This window comes from Gemmatimonadota bacterium (assembly GCA_016714015.1).
Lineage (GTDB): Bacteria > Gemmatimonadota > Gemmatimonadetes > Gemmatimonadales > Gemmatimonadaceae > Pseudogemmatithrix.
In genome coordinates, this window is record JADJNZ010000002.1 from 44,505 (window position 1) to 64,929 (window position 20,425).

The window sequence follows — 20,425 nt, forward strand, 5'->3', positions numbered from 1 at the left end:
TCAGCAACCCTTTTGTCGCGGGCGAAACTGGCCCGCTACCACCCCCCCCCTCGAACCCCCGTCGGCATGCGCCCCATCCGCCTCGAAGAACCCGACTCCGACCACACCTGGCTCTGGCTCGCCGGTGGCGCCGCGCTCGGCCTCGTCGCCGGTCTCCTCATCGCCGACCGTATGAAGGGCCGCACGCGCGGAATTCGCGGGCTCGTGGGGCGCGGGCGCGCCCTCGCGTCCACGGCGATGCGCACCGTGGGGCCGTTGCTCGAGACCGCGCGATCGATCAAGGCGGCGTGGGACGACCCGACCGAGGAAGAGGACGAGCCGGCGGACGCCCCCGAGGCGGAGCTGATCGAGGCGGACGAGGACGACGCGGAGGACGGGCTCGACGCGCGCGTGCTGGAGGCCTTCGAGAACGACCCCATCCTCGCCGAGCGCTCCGTGGAGATCGACGAGCCGCGGCCGGGGGTGATCGTGCTGCGGGGGCGGGTGCGGAGCGCGCGCGAGATCCGATTGGCGGTGACCCTCGCGCACGGCGTCCCGGGCGTGACGCGCGTGCGCGAACGGCTCACGGTCCGAGAGCGTCCCCGCTAACTTGCAGGGATGAGCGACCCGACCGAGCCCACGCCGGCCCCCGACTTCCCGACCCACTTCGATTTCGCCTCCGCCGAGCCCGCCCTGGGCCAGGCGTGGGAGGCGGCCGGCGTCTTCCGCGCCGAGGCGTCACGCACCACCCGCGGCGGTGGCGATCGCGACCCGTTCACCATCCTCATCCCGCCGCCGAACGTGACCGCCGTGCTCCACGTCGGCCACGGGCTGAACAACACGGTGCAGGACGTGCTCGTCCGCTGGCGCCGCATGGCGGGGGACGAGGCGCTCTGGCTCCCCGGCACCGACCACGCCGGCATCGCGACGCAGAACGTCGTGGAGAAGCTCCTCGCGAAGGAGGGGAAGACCCGCTTCGACCTGGGCCGCGACGCGTTCGTGAAGCGCACGGAGGAGTTCGTCGAGGAGACCGGCGGACAGATCCTCAACCAGCTCAAGGCGATCGGCGCGTCGGCGGACTGGTCGCGCACCGCGTACACCTTCTCGCCCGCGCTCTCGCGCGCGGTGCGCGAGGCGTTCGTGCGCCTGTGGGAGAAGGAGCTCGTGTACCGCGGGCACCGCGTGATCCACTGGTGCCCGCGCTGCCTCACGTCGCTGTCGGATGAAGAGGCCGAGTTCCACGACACGGAGAGCAAGCTCTACCACGTGCGGTATCCGCTGGCCGACGACCCGTCGCAGGGGATCACCATCGCGACCTCGCGTCCCGAGACGATCCTCGCCGACGTCGCCGTCGCGGTGCACCCGGAGGACGAGCGGTACGCGGCGCTCGTCGGCCGGTCGCTGCGCCTGCCGCTCGTGGGGACGGAGATCCCGGTGATCGCCGACGGGTACGTGGAGAAGGACTTCGGCACCGGCGCGCTCAAGATCACGCCGGCGCACGACGCGAACGACTACGAGGTGGGCAAGCGGCACGGGCTCGCGATGCCGGTGGTGATCGACGCCACGGGGCACATCGCGGCCGGGCATCCCGACGACGCGCACCGCATCCCTGCCTCGCTGGCGGGGCTCGAGCGCTTCGCCGCGCGGAAGGCGGCGGTCGCGCTGCTCGAGGCGGCCGGCCTGCTCGTGAAGATCGACACCTACGCCAACTCGGTGCGCCGCTGCTACCGCTGCGACACGGTGGTGGAGCCGCGCCTCTCGATGCAGTGGTTCGTGCGGATGGAGCCGCTCGCCAAGCCCGCGCTCGCCGCGGTGAAGGACGGCACGGTGCGCCTCCTCCCCGAGAAGTGGGAGAAGGTCTACATCAACTGGCTCGAGGGCATCCGCGACTGGAACATCTCGCGGCAGCTCTGGTGGGGCCATCGCATCCCCGTCTTCACCTGCGCCAACGGGCACGAGCTCGCGTACCGCGAGGACCCGACCGTCTGCGCCGGCTGCGGCGCGGCGATCGTGAGCCAGGACGAGGATGTGTTCGACACCTGGTTCTCGTCCGGCCTCTGGCCCTTCTCCACGCTCGGCTGGCCCGACGAGAAGAGCGCGGACCTCAAGGCGTTCTTCCCCAGCGACGTGCTCGTCACCGCGCCCGAGATCCTGTTCTTCTGGGTCGCGCGCATGATCATGACGAGCTACGCCTTCCTCGGGCAGGCGCCGTTCCACACGGTCTACCTGCACGGCACCGTGCGCGACATGCAGCATCGCAAGATGTCCAAGTCGCTCGGCAACGGGATCGACCCGCTCGACGTGGTGGAGCGCTTCGGCGCCGACGCGCTCCGCTGGACGGTGATCCAGGGGATGGGACTGGGCGTGGACGTGATGCTCGACCCGCAGGACCTGGAGAAGTCGTTCGCCCCGGGCCGCAACTTCGCGACGAAGCTGTGGAACATCGGACGCTTCATCCTGCTACAGGTGGGGGATGACCCCGTCACGCCGCTCGCCTCCGTCCGTCCGGAGCAGCTCACCCTCGCCGACCGCTGGATCCTCGGCCGGCTCGACGCCGCGATCGCCGAGTGCGATGCGGCGCTCGGCCCGGCGCGCCCGGCGAAGGGCCGCTGGCCCGAGGCCGACCGCCAGCTCGGGCTCCGGCTCGACGCCTACGCCGAGTCGGCGCGCAAGTTCGTCTGGAACGAGCTCGCCGACTGGTACGTGGAGACGGTCAAGACGCGTCTCACGCAGCCGGGGACTGACCGCGAGATCGCCCGCGCGGTGCTGGTGCACGTGTTCGATCGCGGGCTCCGCCTGCTGCATCCGATCATGCCGTTCGTGACCGAGGCGCTCTGGCAGCGGCTGCCGGGCTACGCGGCCGGGACGTTCCTCGCGCAGGCGGCGTGGCCGGTGCGCGGCGGCGGCGATGCGGGCCTGGAGTTCGAGATCGTGCGCGAGGCGATCGACGCGATCCGCGGGCTGCGCTCGGAGTACGGGGTGCAGCCGGGCGCGCCGATCCATGCGTACGTCGCTGCGGGCGCGGGGACCGACGTCCTCGCGGCCAACGGCACGCTCGTGCAGCGGCTCGCGCGGTGCGAGATCCATCTCGATGCGGCGCCGGCCGGGGCCGCGGCGCATGCGGTGCTGCCGAGCGGGCTCGAGCTGAGCCTGCCGCTCGCGGGGATGGTGGACGTGGCGAAGGAACGCGCGCGCCTGCAGACCGAACGCGACGGGCTCGTGAAGCAGCTCGACGCGCTGCGCGGCCGGCTCTCGAACGAGAAGTTCACCGCCAAGGCCCCCGCGGCCGTGGTGGAGGCCGAGCGCGCGAAGGAGCGGGAGTGGAGCACGCGCGCCGACCAGCTCGCCGCCAAGATCGCGGAGCTCGGCGGGTGAGCGGTCGCCGCCGGCCGATGCCGTCCACCGCGCGCGCGGTGGCGCGACTGAGCGCGGCCGCGGCGCTGTTCGTCGTGGCCTGCGCACAGCCCGGCATCCCGCCCGGCGGTCCGGTGGACAAGGATCCGCCGCAGGTCGTCGCGATCTCGCCCGAGACGGGGAGCGTGAACGTGCGTCCGCGCTCGGTGCTGCTGCGCTTCGACGAGGTGGTGAACGAACGCTCCGCGCCCATCGCGACGTCGGGCGGGCGGAGCGGCACGATCGGCGGAGGGAACGGCGGGTCGTTCGGCGGCGGCGGCGGGAGCCAGTACGGCAGCAACCAGATGGGCTCCACGCTCGGGTCGCTCGTGATCCTCTCCCCGGGCGACGGTCGCGAACGCGTCTCCTGGCGGCGCACCGGGATCGAGATCGAACCGCGCGACGGGTTCCGCGCCAACACGACGTATCGTCTCACGCTGCTCCCGGGGCTGAGCGACCTGCGCGGGAACGTGCTGAAGGAGCCGATCGAGGTCGTCTTCTCCACCGGCGCGACGCGGACGGAAGGGACGGTGCGCGGCGTGCTCTTCGATTGGGTCGCGGGGAAGCATCTCCCCGGTGGGCGCATCGAGCTCTTCGCGCGCGCCGACACCACGCTGCGCTGGCGGACCACCGCCGACTCGCTCGGCTTCTTCTCGGTGCGCGACCTCGCGCCCGGCACCTACCTGCTCCGCGGCTGGAGCGACGGCGACAACGATCGCCGGGTGGGGCTGCGCGAGTCGTTCGATTCGCTCACGGTCACCGTGGACTCGACGCTCAGCACCGAGCTGTACGCCTTCGTGCACGACACGCTCGGGCCGCGCATGGAATCGCTCGAGACGATCGATTCGACCGGACTGCGCGTGAAGTTCGATCGCGGCGTGGCGACCGACTGGCGCCCCGACGAGCGGACGGCGGTGGTGCTGCGCGCGGATTCGTCGGTGGTCGCGCTCGCGCGGATGGTGCCGACCGCGGTGTTCGACTCGGCGCGGAAGGTCGTGACCGATCGCGCGGACAGCGTGGCGCAGGCGGCGGACTCGGCGGCGCAGGCCGCTGACACGTCGGCGGCGGCCGACACCGCGGCGGCGCGCGATACCACCGGGCGCGCGGCACCGCCGCCGCGTGCGCCGGGGCGTGCCCCGCCGCGCATCGAGACGGTGCGCGAGGGCGTGGACATCCGCACCGGCATCGACACGGTCGTGCGCATCCCGCCGCCGAAGATGACGCGCGCCGCACCGATCCTCACCTGGGTGATCGAGTTCGCGGCCCCGCTGCCGCCGGGGGCGTACACGCTCAAGCTGAATGGCGTGAAGAGCCTCACGGGGTACGCGCGTCCGTCGGAGCGCGAGTTCCGGCTCCGGCCGCCGCCCCCGCCGGGGGACACGGCCGCGCCGCCGCTCCCACCCGACCGGTGCGCCCGCCCGCATGAGCGACACGCGACGCGCCCTCCCCCTCGGTGAGCGGGATCCTCGAGCGTCGGGCCATCAAGGAGCTGACGCGACATCTCCCCGGCCTCCTCGTGACCGAGGCGGTGCGCACGATCATCGCCGCGGCGCGCGCGGGCGCGGCGTTGCCGCCGACCGACGAGGCGTGGGAGGAGGCCGTCCGCGCGCATGTCGCGGCGCGCACGCGTCCCTCGCTCCGCGCGGCGCTCAACGCGACGGGCGTGATCCTGCACACCAACCTCGGCCGCGCGCCGCTCGCGGCGGTCGCGCTCGAGGCGATGGTCGATGTCGCGCGCGGCGCCTCGACGGTGGAGTACGATCTCGAGCGCGGCGCGCGGGGCAGCCGGCATGTGCATTGCGCGGCGCTGCTCGCCGAGCTGACCGGCGCCGAGGACGCGATGGTGGTGAACAACTGCGCCGCCGCGCTCGTGCTGGCGCTGCAAGCCTTCGCCGCCGGACGCGAGACGATCGTGAGCCGCGGCGAGCTCGTCGAGATCGGCGGGTCGTTCCGCGTCCCCGACATCATGGCGGCGAGCGGCACGCGACTCGTCGAGGTGGGCACGACCAATCGCACGCACGCCGACGACTACCGGCGCGCGCTGGGGCCGGAGACGGGCGCGATCGTGAAGGTGCACCGCAGCAACTTCGCGGTGAGCGGGTTCGTGGCCGAAGCGTCGGTGCACGACCTCGCGCCCATCGCCGCCGAAGCGGGGGTCCCGCTGGTGCATGACTTCGGCAGCGGCCTGATGCTCGACCTCTCCGACTTCGGGCTGAAGGGCGAGCAGACGGCGCGCGACGCGGTCGCGTCGGGGGCGACGCTCGTCCTGATGAGCGGCGACAAGCTCCTCGGCGGACCGCAGGCGGGGATCATCGTCGGGACGCGCGACGCGATCGGCCGGCTCCGCAAGCACCCGATGGCGCGCGCGCTGCGCGTGGACAAGCTCACGCTCGCCGCGCTGGAGGCGACGCTCGCGCTCTATCGCGACCCCAAGCGCGCGCAGCGCGAGATCCCGGCGCTGCGCATGCTCACCACCGAACTCAAGTGGGTCCGGTCGCGGGCGCAGGTGATCGCCACCGCGCTCGCGCCGGGGGGCGAGGACGACGCGCTCGATGTGCGCGTGGAGCCGAGCGAGGCGACGGTGGGCGGCGGGGCGTTCCCGACGGCGCGGATCCCGTCGGTCACCGTGTCGATCGGCGGGGACGTGGTCGCGATCGAGCGGAAGCTGCGGCTGGGCGAGATCCCGGTGATCGCGCGGATCGAGGATGGGCGGCTGCTGCTGGACATGCGGACGATCGATCCGGACGACGATGCGACGCTGACCGCGCTGCTGCGCGCGGCGCTCGCGTGACGTCGCGCGAGCGGGACGACGCCATGTCCGCCCGCCAAGGACGCCAAGGATGGACGCGCTCGACGGCCAGACGGGTCCCTTCCCCGTCAGCCGCACGCGTCGCGGCCGGCGCGCGCTCTTCGCGGACCGCGACGGGACGCTCATCCACGATGCGCACTACCTGCGCGACCCGGCGCTCGTGGAGCTGCTCCCTGGCGCCGCCCCGTTCCTGCGCGCCTTCGCCGAAGCGGGGTGGCTGCTGGTGGTGGTGACCAATCAGAGCGGCATCGCGCAGAAGATCGTGACGGAGGCGGACTACCAGGCGGTGCGCGCGCGCTTCGAGGCGTTGCTCGCCGACCAGGGCGTCACGCTCGACCTGACGAAGTACTGCCCGCACCACCCGGACGTGACGGGCCCCTGCCGCTGCCGGAAGCCGGGGACGCTGATGTACGAGGAGGCGGCCGCGGCGCTCGGCATCGACCTCGCGTCGTCGGTCTACGTGGGGGACCGGTGGCGGGATGTCGCACCGGCGATCGCGATGGGCGGCCGGGGCTTCCTCGTGCGGAGCCCGGACACGCCGGACGCGGACCGGGAGCGCGCGGCGCGCGAGGCGGAGGTCGCGGCCTCGCTCGACGAGATCGTGGAGCGCGTCCTGCGGTGACAGGCCGGGCCTCGGGGCGATAGATTCCCCGAGTGACGGATCCCACCGCGCGCCTCGCCGTGTTCGCATCCGGCGGCGGCAGCAACCTCCAGGCCATCCTCGACCATTTCGATGCCCTCGGCGCGACCGCGCCGGGCGTGGTCGCGCTCGTGCTGAGCGACCGGAAGGCGGCGGGGGCGCTCGAGCGGGCCCGCGCGCGGGGCATCCCGGCGGTGTGGCTCCCGAAGGACCGGCAGGGGGAGATGGAGGCGACGCTGCGCGGGCACGGCATCACGCACATCGCGCTCGCCGGCTACCTGCGCCTGATCCCGCCGGCGGTGGTGCGCGCCTACGAGGGCCGGATGGTGAACGTGCACCCGGCCCTGCTCCCCGCCTTCGGCGGTCCGGGGATGTACGGCCATCATGTGCACGAGGCGGTGGTGCGCGCCGGCGCGCGCACGAGCGGCCCGACGGTGCACTTCGTGAGCGAGCAGTACGACGAGGGCGCGATCATCGCGCAGCAGGAAGTCCCCGTCCTCCCGGACGACACACCGGAATCCCTCGCCGCCCGCGTGCTGAAAGCCGAGCACGCCCTCTACCCCCGCATCGTCGCCGATCTCTGCGCCGGACGACTACAGGGAAACCGCAAGGCGGAAGGCTGAAGGACCCTGGTCCCTCCCCCTCCTCCCTCCCTCTTTCCCTTCTCCCTCGCTCCTTCCCCTCGCTCCTCGCTCCTTCTCAACGATGCCCGCCGCCCTCCTCTCCGTCTCCGACAAGTCCGGCCTGATCGAGTTCGCCACCGGTCTCCGCGCCCTCGGCTTCACCCTGCTCTCCACCGGCGGCACGTCCAAGGCCCTGCGCGCCGCCGGCCTCGCCGTCACCGACGTCGCCGACGTGACGCAGTTCCCGGAGATGCTCGACGGCCGCGTGAAGACCCTGCACCCCGCGGTGCATGGCGGCCTGCTCGCGCGCCGCGACCTCCCCGAGCACATGGCGGCGATCGCCGAGCACGGGATCGCGCCGATCGACCTCGTCTGCGTGAACCTGTATCCGTTCCGCGAGACCGCGGCGAAGGCGGGGCTCGCGCCGGAGCACGTGATCGAGCAGATCGACATCGGCGGCCCGTCGATGCTGCGCAGCGCGGCGAAGAATTTCGCCGCGGTCACGGTGGTGGTGGATCCGGCCGACTACACCCGCGTGCTCGAGGCGATGCAGAACGGCGGCGACGCGAGCGAACTGCGCCGCGACCTCGCCGAGAAGGTCTATGCGCACACCGCGGCGTACGACGCGGCGATCGCCGGCTGGTTCGCCGGGCAGCGCGGCGACCACTTCCCCGAGAAGCTCACGCTGGCGTTCGAGCGGCAGCAGTCGCTCCGCTACGGAGAGAACCCCGGACAGCAGGCGGCGTTCTACGTGGAGCGCGCCGGCGCCGGCCTCGGCGCCCTCAAGCAGCACGGCGGGAAGGAACTCTCGTTCAACAACCTGCTGGATCTCGAGGGCGCGATGCTCGCCATCGACCCGTTCCACGGCGAGACGGCCTGCGCGATCGTGAAGCACACCACGCCGTGCGGCCTCGCGACGGGCGCGACCCCGTTGGAGGCGTACCAGAAGGCGCTCGCCTGCGACCCGGTGTCGGCGTTCGGGTCGGTGATCGCGTTCTCGGTGCCGGTGGACGAGGCGTGCGCGCAGGCGGTGGCGTCGCTGTTCGTCGAGTGCATCGTCGCGCCGAGCTTCACGCCGGAGGCGCTGGCGGCGCTGGGCGCCAAGAAGAACCTCCGGGTGCTCGAAGGCTCGGCGCGCGAAGGGGCCGGGGCGCTCGACATCAAGCGCGTCCGCGGCGGCATCCTCGTGCAGGAGCGGGCCCCGGCGGTCCTCGATGACGCCGGCTGGAAGGTGGTGACCAAGCGCCAGCCGAGCTCGGCCGAGCTGAAGGACCTGCTGTTCGCCTGGCGGGCGGTGGCGAGCGTGAAGTCGAACGCGATCGTCCTCGCCCGCGACGGCGCGACGATCGGGATCGGGGCCGGCCAGATGAGCCGCGTGGACGCGGCCTTCCTGGCGGTCCACAAGGCGAAGTCGGTGGGGCATGAGACCCAGGCCGCGGCGCTCGGCTCGGACGCCTTCTTCCCCTTCCGGGACGGGGTGGACCAAGCGGCGCAGGCAGGGGTAACCACCATCGTCCAGCCGGGGGGATCGGTGAGGGACGAGGAAGTGATCGCGGCGGCGGATGAGCATGGCATTGCGATGGTGTTCACCGGGCAGCGGACGTTCAGACATTGATGAAGGCCGAAGGATGAAGGGGGAAAGTGACTTCCATCCTTCACCCTTCCGCCTTCATCTTCCACCCACCCAGCCGTAGCTTTCGAGCTTCCCCAAAACTCAGCGCCCCCGATGTCCAACGAGCTCGACTACCGCCCGTCCTACCTTGCCGCGTCCATCGCGGCCGGGCTGACGTTCCTCCTCTACCTCATCACCCTCTCCCCCGAGACGGCGATGTGGGACACGAGCGAGTACATCGTGGCGGCCTACACGATGGGGCTCCCGCACCCGCCGGGGAATCCGTTCTTCGTCCTCATCGGGCGCGTCTTCACCATCCTGCCGATCGCGCCCACCGTGGCGATGCGCATCAACCTGCTGGCCGCGATCTCCAGTGCCGTCAGCGCCGGGATGTGGTTCCTGATCACCGAGCGGGTGCTGGTGGGGTGGTTCGAGAAGCGGTGGCAGCGGATCGTCGGCGGCGGGCTCGCGGCCCTCATCGGCGCCACGGCGTTCACGGTCTGGTCGCAGTCGGTGGTGAACGAGAAGGTGTACACCATCTCGCTCGTCGGCCTGGCGATCTCGGCCTGGCTGACGGTCCGCTGGTGCGACGAACCCGATGGCAAGAAGGCCGACCGGACGCTGGTCCTCCTCGCCTACCTCGCGGGCCTCGGCTACGCGAACCACATGGCCGGCATGCTCGCGATCCCGGCGATCGGCCTCGCGGTGCTCATCCGCAAGCCGGCGACGATCCTCCGCTGGCAGCTCATCCTCGCCGCCGTCGCGGCGATGTTCCTCGGCGGCAGCTCGTTCGCGACGCAGCCCATCCGCGCCGCGCACTTCCCCGAGATCAACGAAGGCGAGCCGACGGCCTGCCGCAACGGCCTCGAGTTCTCGTGCACCTTCAGCAAGGGCACGTACGACGCGTTCAAGTACAACTTCGACCGCGGCCAGTACGCCAAGCCGCCGGTGACCGAGCGCCAGGCGCCGTTCAAGGCGCAGATCGGGATGTGGTGGCTCTACTTCAAGTGGCAGTGGCTCCGCGACGCGCATGGGGAGAACCCCGGCCTCCAGGGCGGACTCGCGGCGCTCTTCCTCGTGCTGGGCATCCTCGGCGGGTGGGTCCACTACCGCCGCGACCCTCGAAGCTTCGCGTTCTTCGGGCCGTTGATGCTCACGCTGACTTTCGTGCTCATCTACTACCTGAACTTCAAGTACGGCGCGTCGCAGGACCCTGAGCTCGGCCGCACGGTCGACCGCGAGGTCCGTGACCGCGACTACTTCTTCCTCTGGAGCTTCTCGGCCTGGTCGGTGTGGGCCGCGCTCGGGCTCGTGTACCTCTGGGAATCGATCGCCGTCCTCCTCGGCAGCGAGAAGGTGAAGGTCGGGCTCGAGACGTTCGACCTGCCGACGACGCGCGCGTTCCTCATCGCGTCGCCGCTGCTCCTCATCGCGTTCGTCCCGCTGGTGGGCAACTGGAACGCCAGCACGCGCAGCGGCCAGACCGACACGGCCGACTTCGCGATCGACCTGCTCAACTCGGTCGAACCGTACGGTATCCTCGTCACCGTCGGCGACAACGACACCTTCCCGCTCTGGTACGCGCAGGAAGTGCTCGGCATCCGCAAGGACGTGACGGTCGCGAACACCTCGCTGCTCAACACCGACTGGTACACGCGGCAGCTGATCCGCCGTCCGGTGTTCGAGTATGACGAGGCGGCCGGCCCTGCCGCGTTCCGCGGCAAGACCTGGCCCAAGCCGACCGGTCCGGTCCTGAAGATGACCACCGACGAGGCTGACCGACTCCCGTTGTACGAGGAGGTCCGCTCGCCGGTGCTCTTCAAGAAGGGCAACATCAATGCGCTCATCCAGCCGCGCGTGCTCCCGCGCGCGGAGATCCTCGTGCTGCGCATGTTGAACGACAACAACGAGCGCGCGGTGCACTTCAGCCGCACCTCGGCGGACCTCGCCGAGTCGCTCGGTCTCGGCGAGTACGTGGTGATGCAAGGCCACTCGCGCCGCGTCATGCCGGACACCGTCCGCGAGGGCGGCGGCATCGTGCGCATCGGAGGCGAGGGCTTCGTGAACGTGGACGTCTCGAAGGCGCTCTGGGACGAGTTCAAGGCGCCGGCCTCGCTCATCCGGAAGGGCGACTGGATCGACCAGCCGTCGGCCGGCATCCCGTATCTCGTGGTGACGACGGGCCTCGCGACGGCGGAGGCGCTCATCCAGTCCGGGCGCGGCGCCGAGGCGAACGCGATCATCGACAAGGCGCGCGACGTGGCGGTGGCGATGCGCTTCGCGGAGCTGGCGGCGGCGTTGCCGCAGACGAACGTGGCGATCCCGACGACCGACTCGAACGCGCGCGTGACGGTACCGCTCCGTCCGCCCGCCGCTCCGCGTCAGCCGTAGGCGAGCGGCTCCATCCAGGCGCGCGCGTCGATGAAGGCCGTGCCGGCCTCCTCGGTCCACTTGAGGAAGCCGGCCACGTCCCCGCCGCGCGCCGCGAGCTCGGCCGAGGCGCAGACCTCGGCGAGATGCATGGCCCCGAGCTGACGCGCGCTGGACTTGAGGGTGTGGGCGATGGTCGCCCCCAGCTCGAGGTCCCCGTGGTCGGCGGCCTCCTGCAGCCGCGCCGAATGCGCGGTGGCGAAGCGCACGAAGGTCGCCATCATCTCGCGCACGAGCTCGTCCCCTCCGATGGAGCGGATCTCGTCGACGGCGGGCCTGGCGTCAGCGGGGAGGGTGGTCGGCATGGGGTGGGTGGACGGGCGGTACCACGATGTGGCTTTCCGTCCCTACGCGCCAGACCCGGTGGGTGCTGTGATGGCCTCCCCACTTCTTGCCGGCGATCCTGCGGGTAGATTTCGCCGTTGGAGGGCTGGCAGAATGGCTAATGCAGCGGTCTTGAAAACCGCCGACCGCAAGGTCTTACAGGTTCGAATCCTGTGCCCTCCGTTCCCGATGATGACCGCGCCGCGTGGGCCTCTCAGGCCCCGGCCGTGATGCAGGACGCTCCCGCCCGTCGGCCGCGGATCGCCCCCCTGCCCTTCCTGGTCGTCCTCGCCGGGCTCGTGCTGATGGCGATCCAGCTCGGCGCCGTCTGCGGCTCACGCGAAGCGGGATTCCGGGCGAACATCGTGGCCGACCTGCGGAATCTCGTGACGGCCCAGGAAGGACTCCAGGCCGACTCGGGCCGCTTCGGCACGGTGGACTCGCTCATCGCGTGGGGCCGCTACCGGACGTCCGCGTCCGTGCACCTCGAGCCGGTCGGTGCGAGCGACACGTCGTACGCGGTCCGGGGGCGGCACGAGTCGCTCGGCGACATCGACTGCACGGTGTCGGTGGGGCACGACGGGAGCCCCGACGGGGAGCCGCAGTGCACGCGGTTCGCACAGGAGACGGCGCACGATCGGCGCGCGATCCTCTACGGCGCCCTGCTCCTCGTCGCGATCGCCCTCGCGGCGCGAGGCGCATTCGTCCATCGCGGCTGGGGCACCGCGGGGCAGGCGCTGCTCGTCCTCACGCTCGCGCTGGCTCATCCGTTCTGGGATTCGTTGCAGGGGACCACGCGGATGAGTTGCCGCCTGGGCACGGCGGATCCCATCGCGCTCGGGCTGGCGATCTTCGCCGTGGTGTACCTCTTCCTGCGGTCGCGCACGGGTGCCGCGCGCGAGGCACGTGCGCTCGGCGGATGATCCGCCACCGCTTGCCCCACGCCCCGCGACCGGCGAGATTCACAGGTTCTGGGGCGACCCGGAAAGGAGACGTGGCCGAGAGGCTGAAGGCGGCGGTTTGCTAAACCGTTATACGGGGTTAAACCTGTATCGAGGGTTCGAATCCCTCCGTCTCCGTCGCGCGGGCCTGCCGGTGTGATCCGCCGGCAGGCCCGTTCGCTATTCCCCGCCAGACGACGATGACCGACGCCACCCCGCGCCTCCGCTTCGCCCCCTCCCCCACCGGCTATCTCCACGTCGGCGGCGCGCGCACCGCGCTCTTCAACTGGCTCCTCGCGCGGCGCACCGGCGGGAAGTTCCTCCTCCGCATCGAGGACACCGACAAGGCGCGCTCCACCGACGACTCGACCCGCGCGATCTTCGAGGGGCTCGAGTGGCTCGGCCTCGACTGGGACGAGGAGGTCGTCTTCCAGGGCGCGAACCTCGAGCGCCACCGCGCCGACGCCGAGCGCCTGCTCGCCGACGGGAAGGCGTACCGCTGCTTCTGCACCGCCGACGAGCTCGCCACGCGCCGCGCGGCGGCCGAGGCGGCGGGGGGCGCCTTCGCCTACGACCGCCGCTGCGACGCCCTCCCCAAGGCCGAGATCGAGCGGCGCCTCGCCGCGGGCGCGCCGTTCGTCGTCCGCTTCCGCGTCCCCGCCGGCGACACCTCGTGGGACGACCTCGTCCACGAGCGCATCAGCTTCCCGAACAAGGACATCGACGACTTCGTCATCCTGCGCTCGGACGGCACGCCGATCTATAACCTCGCGGTGGTCTCGGACGACATCGCGATGCGCGTCACGCTCGTGATGCGCGGCGACGACCACATCTCCAACACGCCGAAGCAGATCATGCTGTACGAGGCGCTGGGCGCCGCGCTCCCGCGCTTCGCCCACCTCCCGATGATCCACGGCACCGACGGGAAGAAGCTCTCCAAGCGGCACGGCGCCACCGCCGTGGGCGACTACCAGCACCTCGGCATCCTCGCCCCCGCGATGGTCAACTTCCTCGCGCTCCTCGGCTGGTCGCCGGGCGGCGACTTCGAGGAGGTGATGACGCTCGACCAGCTCATCCATGCGTTCAAGGAGGAGGGGCTGCTCCGCAAGGCGAGCGTCTTCGACACGAAGAAGCTCGAGTGGATGAACGGGCAGCACCTCGCGAAGATGCCGATCGCCGAGGTGGAGTCGCTCGTCGCGCCGCTGTTCGAGAAGGCGGGGCTCGCGACGGTCGCCGACCTCGCCGCGCGGCGCGACTGGTTCCATCACCTGCTGGAGCTCCTGCGCGTGCGCGCGCGCCTCATCGACGAGATCGTCGCGCAGGCCGGTCCGTACTTCGCCGAGACGGTCACGTACGACGCCGAGGCGGTCGCGAAGCAGTGGAAGGATCCGGTGGCCACGCTCGCGCTCATGACGGCGATGCGCGAGACCCTCGAGGCGCACGCGGGCTGGGACCCGGTCGCGCTCGAGGAGGCGATGCGGACGCTCGCCGAGGCGAAGGGCGTGGGCGCGGGGAAGCTGCTGCAGCCGCTGCGCATCGCGCTCGTGGGCGTCGCGGCCTCGCCGGGCATCTTCGACGTGATGCTCGTGCTGGGCCGCGAGCGGACCATCGCGCGCATCGCCCGCGCCGAGGCGACGCTGCGGGAGATGGCGCCGAGCGCGTGACGTGACCGCGCCGCGCGAAGCCCTCACGCCGGTCGAGCGGAAGGTCTACCACTTCCTCATCGACTACCTGGCGGAACACACGTTCCAGCCGAGCGTGCGCGAGGTGGCGCGGCAGTTCCGGATCCCGTCGACGAAGACGGTGACCGACCTCTTCGCGTCGCTGGAGCGGAAGGGCTACGTGCGCCGCGCCCCCGGCCGTTCGCGCGGGCTCGTCATCGAGGGCTTCGCGGGCGGCTCGCTCACGCAGCCGGTGCCGGTGGTGCGGCTCGACGTGGGCACCGCGCTCGTCACCGAGATGCATGTGACCATCGACCGCGCCCTGCTCCCGGCCGACGACTGCTTCCTCGTGCGGGCGGTGATCGAGGACGCGCCGGTGCATGCGGTGAAGCAGGGCGACCTGCTCCTGGTGCACCCGGGAGCGCGGGCGGCCGAGCAGGCGGCGGTGGTCGCGCGCGTGGGGGGCGCAGTGCTCGCCCGGACGCTCGAGCGGCGCGGGGCGCAGCTGGTGCTGCGCGCGCCACGTCCCGGCGCCGATGACATCGAGCTCGGCGCGACGGACGACTTCGAGATATTGGGGCCGCTCGTCGGCGTGCTGCGCCTGCCGACGGTCCAGCGCGACTAGTTCGCGGGCGGCGGTGTGGTGGACTTCTGCTGCGCCTGCTGCGCCTCGCGACGTTCCTTCTCCTTGCGCTCGCGCAGGGCGCGCACCGCGGCGTAGAAATCATCGTCGCGCGCGCGGCGCTCGGCCTGCTCGAGGATCTCGTTGCGCATGGAGCTCAGCCGCCGCGCGCGGTCCATCGCGGTCGGGTTCCCCTGCACGTTGTTCATCGGCAGGAGGGCGAGCACGGCGGTGGGGATGGAGAAGTCGCCGAGCCGGATGAACTTGGGATCGACGCCGTACTTCTTGCCGCTGCGCGAGGTGTAGGTCCAGTCGCCCGGCGCGCGGCCCGGGGCCGGCGCGGCGCGGTTGGCCGAGTCCATGAACGCGATCGTCGCGGCGCGGAGCAGCAGCTCGAGCGAGTCGGCGCGGGTGAGCGGGATCATGGGGGCCTCGACCTCGCCCGACGGCGAGACCCAGAGGCGTGGATCGTTGAACGAGGGGCGAACGCCGGCGGTGGGGCCACCGCCCCCGACGAGCGGGCCGACACCGCCGCTCGGACGCGGCGGCGCGGCGGACGGTTCGGCGATGCCCGTGGGAACGCTGGTCGGCGCCGACGGCATCGGCTGGACGTTCGGCACGGCCGGCTCGCTGCTCGGGGCGCGCCCATCGCCGCCGGCGCGCGGCCGCTCGCGGCTCGGACTCGTCCGCTCCGGCACCGCCGTGATGAACGTGATCCGCTCCGGCATGACCGCGTTGCCGCGGTCGTCGCGGAGATAGTCCATCGCCACCGGAACGATGAACGACGGCACGATGATGAAGAGCAGGACGATCTGCAGGGCGAACGCCGCCACCGACGCGCGCGGATCACCGCGACGCGCCGGGAGGAGCTTGATCGCCCGCTTCTTGCTCATGCCTCGGCCGTCACCGGGTTCGTCACCGTGCTCCACCCCACGATCTCGACCTCCACGACGTCGCCTGCCACCAGGGGACCCACGCCTTCCGGCGTCCCCGTGATCACCACATCGCCCGGTTCGAGCGTCACCGATGCCGAGATGAACGCGATGAGATCGGGGATGGGGAAGACCATATCACTACTGAGTCCCCGCTGACGCACCTGACCGTTTACTCGCGTGATCATCTCGAGCGCGCCGAAATCCGGCGTTCCCTCCTTCAACGGCCCGATGGGACAGAACGTGTCCTGCCCCTTGGCCCGCCACCACTGCGGGTCGCTCTTCTGCAGGTCGCGCGCGCTCACGTCGTTCACCGCCACCACGCCCTTCACCGCCGCCGCGCACTCGGCCGGCGTCGCGCGCTTGAGCCGACGGCCGATCACGAGCCCGATCTCGCCCTCGAAGTCCACACGCCCGATACCTGCCGGGAGCACGATGGCGTCACCCGAGGCGACGACCGAGCTCGCCGGCTTGATGAACACCAGCGGCGTGGTCGGGACCTCGTTGCCCATCTCCTTCGCGTGTTCGCGGTAGTTCCGCCCCACGCACATGATCTTGCCGGGTCTCTGCATCCTCGGAATCTACCCCTTTCCGCCCGTTTCGGACTGCCGGTAGAAGGCCGCCAGCTCCTCGCGGAGCATCGCCCAGGGGCCCTGGATGCGGGTCGCCGGGGGGAGTCCCTCGATGAGACGCCGCCCGTAGCCCTTCGTTACCACCCGCGGGTCGCAGATGACCACCGCCCCGCGGTCGGTCCCGGTGCGGATGAGCCGCCCGAACCCCTGCTTGAGCCGCAGCGCGGCGTGGGGGATCATGTACTCGTCGAACGAGCTGCGCCCCTCGGCCTCGATCGCCTCGCACTGCGCCGCGGTGATGGGCTCGGTGGGGACGCGGAACGGGATCTTCCCGAGCACGAGTCCCCGCAGCGCCCGGCCCGGGACGTCCACGCCCTCCCAGAAGCTGGCCGTCCCCACGAGGACGGCGTCGCCGTGGTCGCGGAAGCGGCGCAGCAGGTCATCGCGCGGCGCCTCGCCGTGCACGAGGAGCGCGTGCCGGCCGGCCACGCCACGCTCGCGGAAGATGCGCGCCGCCTCCTTCACGTCGCGGTGGCTCGTAAAGAGCACGAAGACGCCGCCCCCCGAGAACCCGATGAGGTCGATCGCGGCGTCGATGGCGCGCTGGAGATGCTTGGGCCCGTCGGTGTTGGGGGCCGGGAAGTCGCTCGGGATGGCGAGCATCGACTGCCGCGGGTAGTCGAACGGAGACGCGAGCTGCGCCGTCATCGGCTCGAGCTCCTCGTCGTCGAGCCCCAACCGCTTGGTGATGAACGCGAAGCCATCCCCCACCGCGAGCGTGGCGCTCGTGATGATCGCGGTCTCGACGCGCCGGAAGAGGTCCTCGCGGAGCAGCGGCGCGAGGTCGAGCGGCACCGCCGTCGCGCCGATGTTCCGCTCGCTGCCGCGCAGTTCGAGCCAGCGCACGCGCGGCGTCCCCTCGCGATCGGGCTTGAGCGCGACGCGGAGCGCGTCACCGGAGGTCTGGAGCCGGCGCGCGACGCCGCGCACCTCGTTGAGCAACGGCGCGAGTTCGTCGGCGCGCTTCTCGTCGGTCTCCAAGCGCTCGCGCACCATGCGCAGGCCGTCGCCGAGGAGCTCGATCTCGCCGAGCAGGTCGTCGAGCGCGGCGGTGAGCCCGGCGCGCCAGATGGGATCGTCGTCGAAGCTGTCGGTGAGCCGCACCTGCGACTCGCGCCGGTCGCCCATCCAGGTGCCGAGGAGGTCGCAGAGCGCGGTGCTCTTGGCGCGCGCCGCGTCGAGCGACGGCACGAGGCGCGCGCGCACGAGGTCGAGGCTCGCGACGCTGAGCAGGTCGCTCCCCTTGGAGAGGGCGCGCTCGAGCGCGGGGAGGAGGCCCTTCCCGCGCCGTTCGAGGCGCGCGAAGAGCCGCTCGAGCCCGCGCCGCGAGACCGACTGTCCGAGGTGATCGGCCGCGGCATCCTCGAGGTGATGCCCCTCGTCGATGATCAGCCGCTTGTAGGCCGGCAGCACGGCCGCGTCGTCCCAGCGCTGCGAGGCGCGGCGCACCGCGAGGTCGGCCATGAGCAGGTGATGGTTCACGACGATGACGTCGGCCTGCGCGGCGGCGCGGCGCGCCTTGAAGGCGAAGCACTTCTCGAAGTGCGCGCACCGCAGCCGCGTGCAGAGGTCGCCCTCGGCGGCGACCTCGTCCCACACCTCGGCCTTGGGCGGCGTCGGCAGGTCGGCGAGCGAGCCGTCCTGCGTCTTCTCCGCCCACGCCTCGATGGTCGCGAGCTCGGCCTGCGCGCCCTCGTCGAAGAGCGATGCGCCCTGCAGCCGCGCCTGCTCGAGGCGCAGGAGGCAGAGATAGTTGCGCCAGCCCTTGAGCAGCGCGAAGCGCACCTTCTGGTCGGTGAGCGTCTCCTCGAGGAACGGCAGGTCCTTCCCCGTGAGCTGCTCCTGCAGCGTGATGGTGTTGGTGCTCACGACGGTGCGCTCGCCGCTCTCGGCGGCCCATCGCAGCGCGGGCACGAGATAGCCGAGCGACTTGCCCACGCCGGTGCCGGCCTCGATCAGGCCGACGCCGCCACGGGAGAAGAGCTGCGCGATGAGGCGCGCCATCTCGCGCTGGCTGGGACGGTCCTCGTAGCGGCCGAGCTTGTGGGCGATCGGTCCGTCGGGCCCGAGGATCCCCGCGACATCGCCCGGCGCGAGCTCGACGCGCTTGGGCGCCCGCGGCACCTCGACGACGACGTAGAGCCGGCCGGCGTCGTTGTCGACGATGGCGAAGCCGATCCCGTCGTCGTGCATCCGCGCGGCGACCTCGAGGTCGGCGCCGCTCGGCTCCAGCCACCCCGAGGGATGGTTGTGCACGAGGAGCTCGCCGCGATTGGCGAAGCCGGGGAGCGCGAGCACGCTCCGCACATCACCGCGCGCGACGACGCGCGCCGTCTGGACGATGCCGTCGTCGTTGATGGTGCAGACGAAGCAGACCTCGCGCTGGCCGGCGAGGCGGATCGCGGAGCGGATGGCGTTGGCGGCGCCGGGGGCGAGCCGATCGGTCTCGCCGTGGAACCCCGGCGCGTCCGCCTCCTCGAGCACCACCGTGTCGTCCGCTTCCCCCTTCTTCCTTCTGCCTTCCGCCTTCTTCGCGCTCACGTCTTGAGCGGCTTCTTCTTGGCAGCCGGAAAAAGGACGTTGTTGAGGATCAGCCGGTACCCCGGCGAGTTGGGATGCAGCGCGAGGTCGGTCGGCGGCGCGCCGATGTTGTGCTGCGGATCCTCGGGATCGTGGCCGCCGAGGTAGGTCCACGAGCCCTGGCCGTAGGTGCCGTGGATGTACTTCACCCAGGGCGCCCCTTCCTCGTGCGCGAGCACGGTGACGCCGGGCTTGAGCACCTTCCGCATGAACGACGTGGTCACGCCGTAGTAGTCGCCGATCACCGTGCGGTGGTCCTGCACGAGCATCGTCGCGACGGGATCGAACTTGGCGGAGAAGCCGAAGAGCGAGAAGGTGCCGAGCGGCTGGCGGCGCGACGGCACGTTCACCTGGTGGCCGTCGATGTCGCTCATGGCGTTCACGCCGGCGGCGAACTCGAGGTGCGCCCCCTGCACGGCGAAGGTGCGATCCCACTGGATCTTCGCGTCGGCGTCCGGGTCCATCGGCGTGCCGTCGCTGAACGGCCCGGCGATGTCCACGCCCTTGGCGCCGACGGCGAGCTCGAGCGTCTCGGTGGCGCCGCACATCGCGAAGAGGAAGCCGCCGCGCTCGACGAAGGCGCGCAGCCGGTCGGCGACCGCCTTCTTGAGCGCCGGCACGTCCGCGAGGCCGTGCTTGCGCCCCGTCGCGAGGTCGCGATCGCGCGCCTGGATGAACCAGGGCGCATCGCGGAAGCCGAGGAAGAGCTTGTTCTGCTGGCCGGTGAAGTCCTCGTGATGCAGATGGATCCAGTCGAACTGCGACAGGTCCGTGTCGAGGACGTCGTCGTCCCAGATCTTCTTGTACTCGATCCCGGCGTACGCGAGGGCGAGCGTGACCGCGTCGTCCCAGGGTGGCGCGTCGGGCGGCGTGTAGACGGCGATGCGCGGCGCCTTCTCGAGCGGCACCGCATCCATGTTCCCCTCGGCGATCTCCTTCCGGATGGTCGCCACCGCGCCGCCGTCGGCGGGCTCGAAGGTGACGCCGGCGAGCGCCGCACCGCGCCGGATGCTCGGCAGGTCGGGGATGAGGAATGCGCCGCCGCGGTAGTTGAGCAGCCACTCGCTGCGGATGTTGTCCGCGAGCGCGCTGAAGACGATCCCGTAGGCCTTGAGGTGATTGGCCTGCGCGTCATCCATCGGCACGAGGAGATGCTGGGCGCGCGCGGGCCGCGCCGCACCGGCGACGAGGGCGGCGAGGACGAGGGCGCGCAGGAACCGGCGGCGGATGGGCATGACTGGAATCAA

Annotated in this window: 16 protein-coding genes and 2 tRNA genes; 13 read left to right on the plus strand and 5 right to left on the minus strand. The window is 71.6% G+C overall.

Translation table 11 applies throughout. The features are described from left to right. The first annotated feature begins 66 nt into the window (after positions 1–66). The 8 genes from IPJ78_06515 to IPJ78_06550 all read left to right on the plus strand — a co-directional run bounded on the left by IPJ78_06515 (position 67) and on the right by IPJ78_06550 (position 11,447). Complete coding sequence (locus IPJ78_06515; GenBank protein ID MBK7906200.1) at positions 67–588, plus strand: BON domain-containing protein; 522 nt, start codon at positions 67–69, stop codon at positions 586–588. 9 nt (positions 589–597) lie between these two features. Next, entirely contained in the window at positions 598–3,354 is a 2,757-nt protein-coding gene (locus IPJ78_06520; GenBank protein ID MBK7906201.1) for a valine--tRNA ligase, read from the plus strand. Beyond that, positions 3,351–4,829, plus strand: a complete 1,479-nt coding sequence (locus IPJ78_06525; GenBank protein ID MBK7906202.1) for an Ig-like domain-containing protein — start codon at positions 3,351–3,353, stop codon at positions 4,827–4,829. The genes IPJ78_06520 and IPJ78_06525 overlap by 4 nt, the downstream gene beginning before the upstream one ends. Further along, positions 4,826–6,163, plus strand: a complete 1,338-nt coding sequence (gene selA, locus IPJ78_06530) for an L-seryl-tRNA(Sec) selenium transferase (protein MBK7906203.1) — start codon at positions 4,826–4,828, stop codon at positions 6,161–6,163. The genes IPJ78_06525 and selA overlap by 4 nt, the downstream gene beginning before the upstream one ends. 49 nt (positions 6,164–6,212) lie before the next feature. Next, positions 6,213–6,803, plus strand: coding sequence for an HAD family hydrolase (locus IPJ78_06535; protein ID MBK7906204.1), 591 nt, complete (start codon positions 6,213–6,215; stop codon positions 6,801–6,803). A gap of 32 nt (positions 6,804–6,835) precedes the next feature. Beyond that, a complete protein-coding gene (gene purN, locus IPJ78_06540; GenBank protein MBK7906205.1) occupies positions 6,836–7,444 on the plus strand; it encodes a phosphoribosylglycinamide formyltransferase in 609 nt (202 codons plus the stop codon). Between the two features lie 82 nt (positions 7,445–7,526). Next, on the plus strand, positions 7,527–9,059 hold the full coding sequence (gene purH / locus IPJ78_06545; GenBank protein MBK7906206.1) for a bifunctional phosphoribosylaminoimidazolecarboxamide formyltransferase/IMP cyclohydrolase: 1,533 nt from the start codon (positions 7,527–7,529) through the stop codon (positions 9,057–9,059). Between the two features lie 111 nt (positions 9,060–9,170). Continuing rightward, positions 9,171–11,447 carry a DUF2723 domain-containing protein gene (locus IPJ78_06550; GenBank protein ID MBK7906207.1) on the plus strand — a complete coding sequence of 759 codons (2,277 nt, stop codon included), beginning with the start codon at positions 9,171–9,173 and terminating at the stop codon, positions 11,445–11,447. On the opposite strand, the gene IPJ78_06555 is transcribed toward IPJ78_06550, so the two are convergent. Beyond that, complete coding sequence (locus IPJ78_06555; GenBank protein ID MBK7906208.1) at positions 11,438–11,791, minus strand: Hpt domain-containing protein; 354 nt, start codon at positions 11,789–11,791, stop codon at positions 11,438–11,440. The genes IPJ78_06550 and IPJ78_06555 overlap by 10 nt on opposite strands. A 119-nt stretch (positions 11,792–11,910) precedes the next feature. On the opposite strand from IPJ78_06555, the gene IPJ78_06560 reads away from it, so the two are divergent. The 5 genes from IPJ78_06560 to IPJ78_06580 all read left to right on the plus strand — a co-directional run bounded on the left by IPJ78_06560 (position 11,911) and on the right by IPJ78_06580 (position 15,037). Further along, a tRNA-Ser gene (locus IPJ78_06560) sits at positions 11,911–11,993 on the plus strand. Positions 11,994–12,040: 47 nt separating this feature from the next. Next, positions 12,041–12,733 carry a hypothetical protein gene (locus IPJ78_06565; GenBank protein MBK7906209.1) on the plus strand — a complete coding sequence of 231 codons (693 nt, stop codon included), beginning with the start codon at positions 12,041–12,043 and terminating at the stop codon, positions 12,731–12,733. Positions 12,734–12,798: 65 nt separating this feature from the next. Next, positions 12,799–12,889, plus strand: a tRNA-Ser gene (locus tag IPJ78_06570). Positions 12,890–12,951: 62 nt separating this feature from the next. Beyond that, positions 12,952–14,415: a glutamate--tRNA ligase gene (locus IPJ78_06575; protein MBK7906210.1), complete on the plus strand. Its 1,464-nt coding sequence runs from the start codon at positions 12,952–12,954 to the stop codon at positions 14,413–14,415. Position 14,416: 1 nt separating this feature from the next. Then, a complete protein-coding gene (locus IPJ78_06580; GenBank protein ID MBK7906211.1) occupies positions 14,417–15,037 on the plus strand; it encodes a hypothetical protein in 621 nt (206 codons plus the stop codon). Here IPJ78_06580 and IPJ78_06585 read toward each other — a convergent pair. From IPJ78_06585 to IPJ78_06600, 4 genes are read right to left on the minus strand one after another with little or no spacing between them, the layout of a single operon-like run. Continuing rightward, positions 15,034–15,927 carry a hypothetical protein gene (locus IPJ78_06585; protein ID MBK7906212.1) on the minus strand — a complete coding sequence of 298 codons (894 nt, stop codon included), beginning with the start codon at positions 15,925–15,927 and terminating at the stop codon, positions 15,034–15,036. The genes IPJ78_06580 and IPJ78_06585 overlap by 4 nt on opposite strands. Further along, positions 15,924–16,538, minus strand: a complete 615-nt coding sequence (locus IPJ78_06590) for a fumarylacetoacetate hydrolase family protein (protein MBK7906213.1) — start codon at positions 16,536–16,538, stop codon at positions 15,924–15,926. The genes IPJ78_06585 and IPJ78_06590 overlap by 4 nt, the downstream gene beginning before the upstream one ends. A gap of 9 nt (positions 16,539–16,547) precedes the next feature. Continuing rightward, complete coding sequence (locus tag IPJ78_06595; GenBank protein ID MBK7906214.1) at positions 16,548–19,139, minus strand: helicase; 2,592 nt, start codon at positions 19,137–19,139, stop codon at positions 16,548–16,550. Beyond that, the gene (locus IPJ78_06600; GenBank protein MBK7906215.1) at positions 19,136–20,407 is read right to left on the minus strand and encodes an asparagine synthetase B; all 1,272 of its coding nucleotides are present in this window, start codon (positions 20,405–20,407) and stop codon (positions 19,136–19,138) included. Before IPJ78_06600 ends, IPJ78_06595 begins: the two co-directional genes overlap by 4 nt. Between the last annotated feature and the right edge of the window lie 18 nt (positions 20,408–20,425).

Excerpts from the sequence above, each read along its gene's own strand:
- IPJ78_06515 (MBK7906200.1), top strand. The coding sequence starts at position 67 with ATGCGCCCCATCCGCCTCGAAGAACCCGACTCCGACCACACCTGGCTC.
- IPJ78_06520 (MBK7906201.1), top strand. The coding sequence starts at position 598 with ATGAGCGACCCGACCGAGCCCACGCCGGCCCCCGACTTCCCGACCCAC.
- IPJ78_06535 (MBK7906204.1), top strand. The coding sequence starts at position 6,213 with ATGGACGCGCTCGACGGCCAGACGGGTCCCTTCCCCGTCAGCCGCACG.
- purH (MBK7906206.1), top strand. The coding sequence starts at position 7,527 with ATGCCCGCCGCCCTCCTCTCCGTCTCCGACAAGTCCGGCCTGATCGAG.
- IPJ78_06550 (MBK7906207.1), top strand. The coding sequence starts at position 9,171 with ATGTCCAACGAGCTCGACTACCGCCCGTCCTACCTTGCCGCGTCCATC.
- IPJ78_06555 (MBK7906208.1), bottom strand. The coding sequence starts at position 11,791 with ATGCCGACCACCCTCCCCGCTGACGCCAGGCCCGCCGTCGACGAGATC.
- IPJ78_06565 (MBK7906209.1), top strand. The coding sequence starts at position 12,041 with ATGCAGGACGCTCCCGCCCGTCGGCCGCGGATCGCCCCCCTGCCCTTC.
- IPJ78_06575 (MBK7906210.1), top strand. The coding sequence starts at position 12,952 with ATGACCGACGCCACCCCGCGCCTCCGCTTCGCCCCCTCCCCCACCGGC.
- IPJ78_06585 (MBK7906212.1), bottom strand. The coding sequence starts at position 15,927 with ATGAGCAAGAAGCGGGCGATCAAGCTCCTCCCGGCGCGTCGCGGTGAT.
- IPJ78_06590 (MBK7906213.1), bottom strand. The coding sequence starts at position 16,538 with ATGCAGAGACCCGGCAAGATCATGTGCGTGGGGCGGAACTACCGCGAA.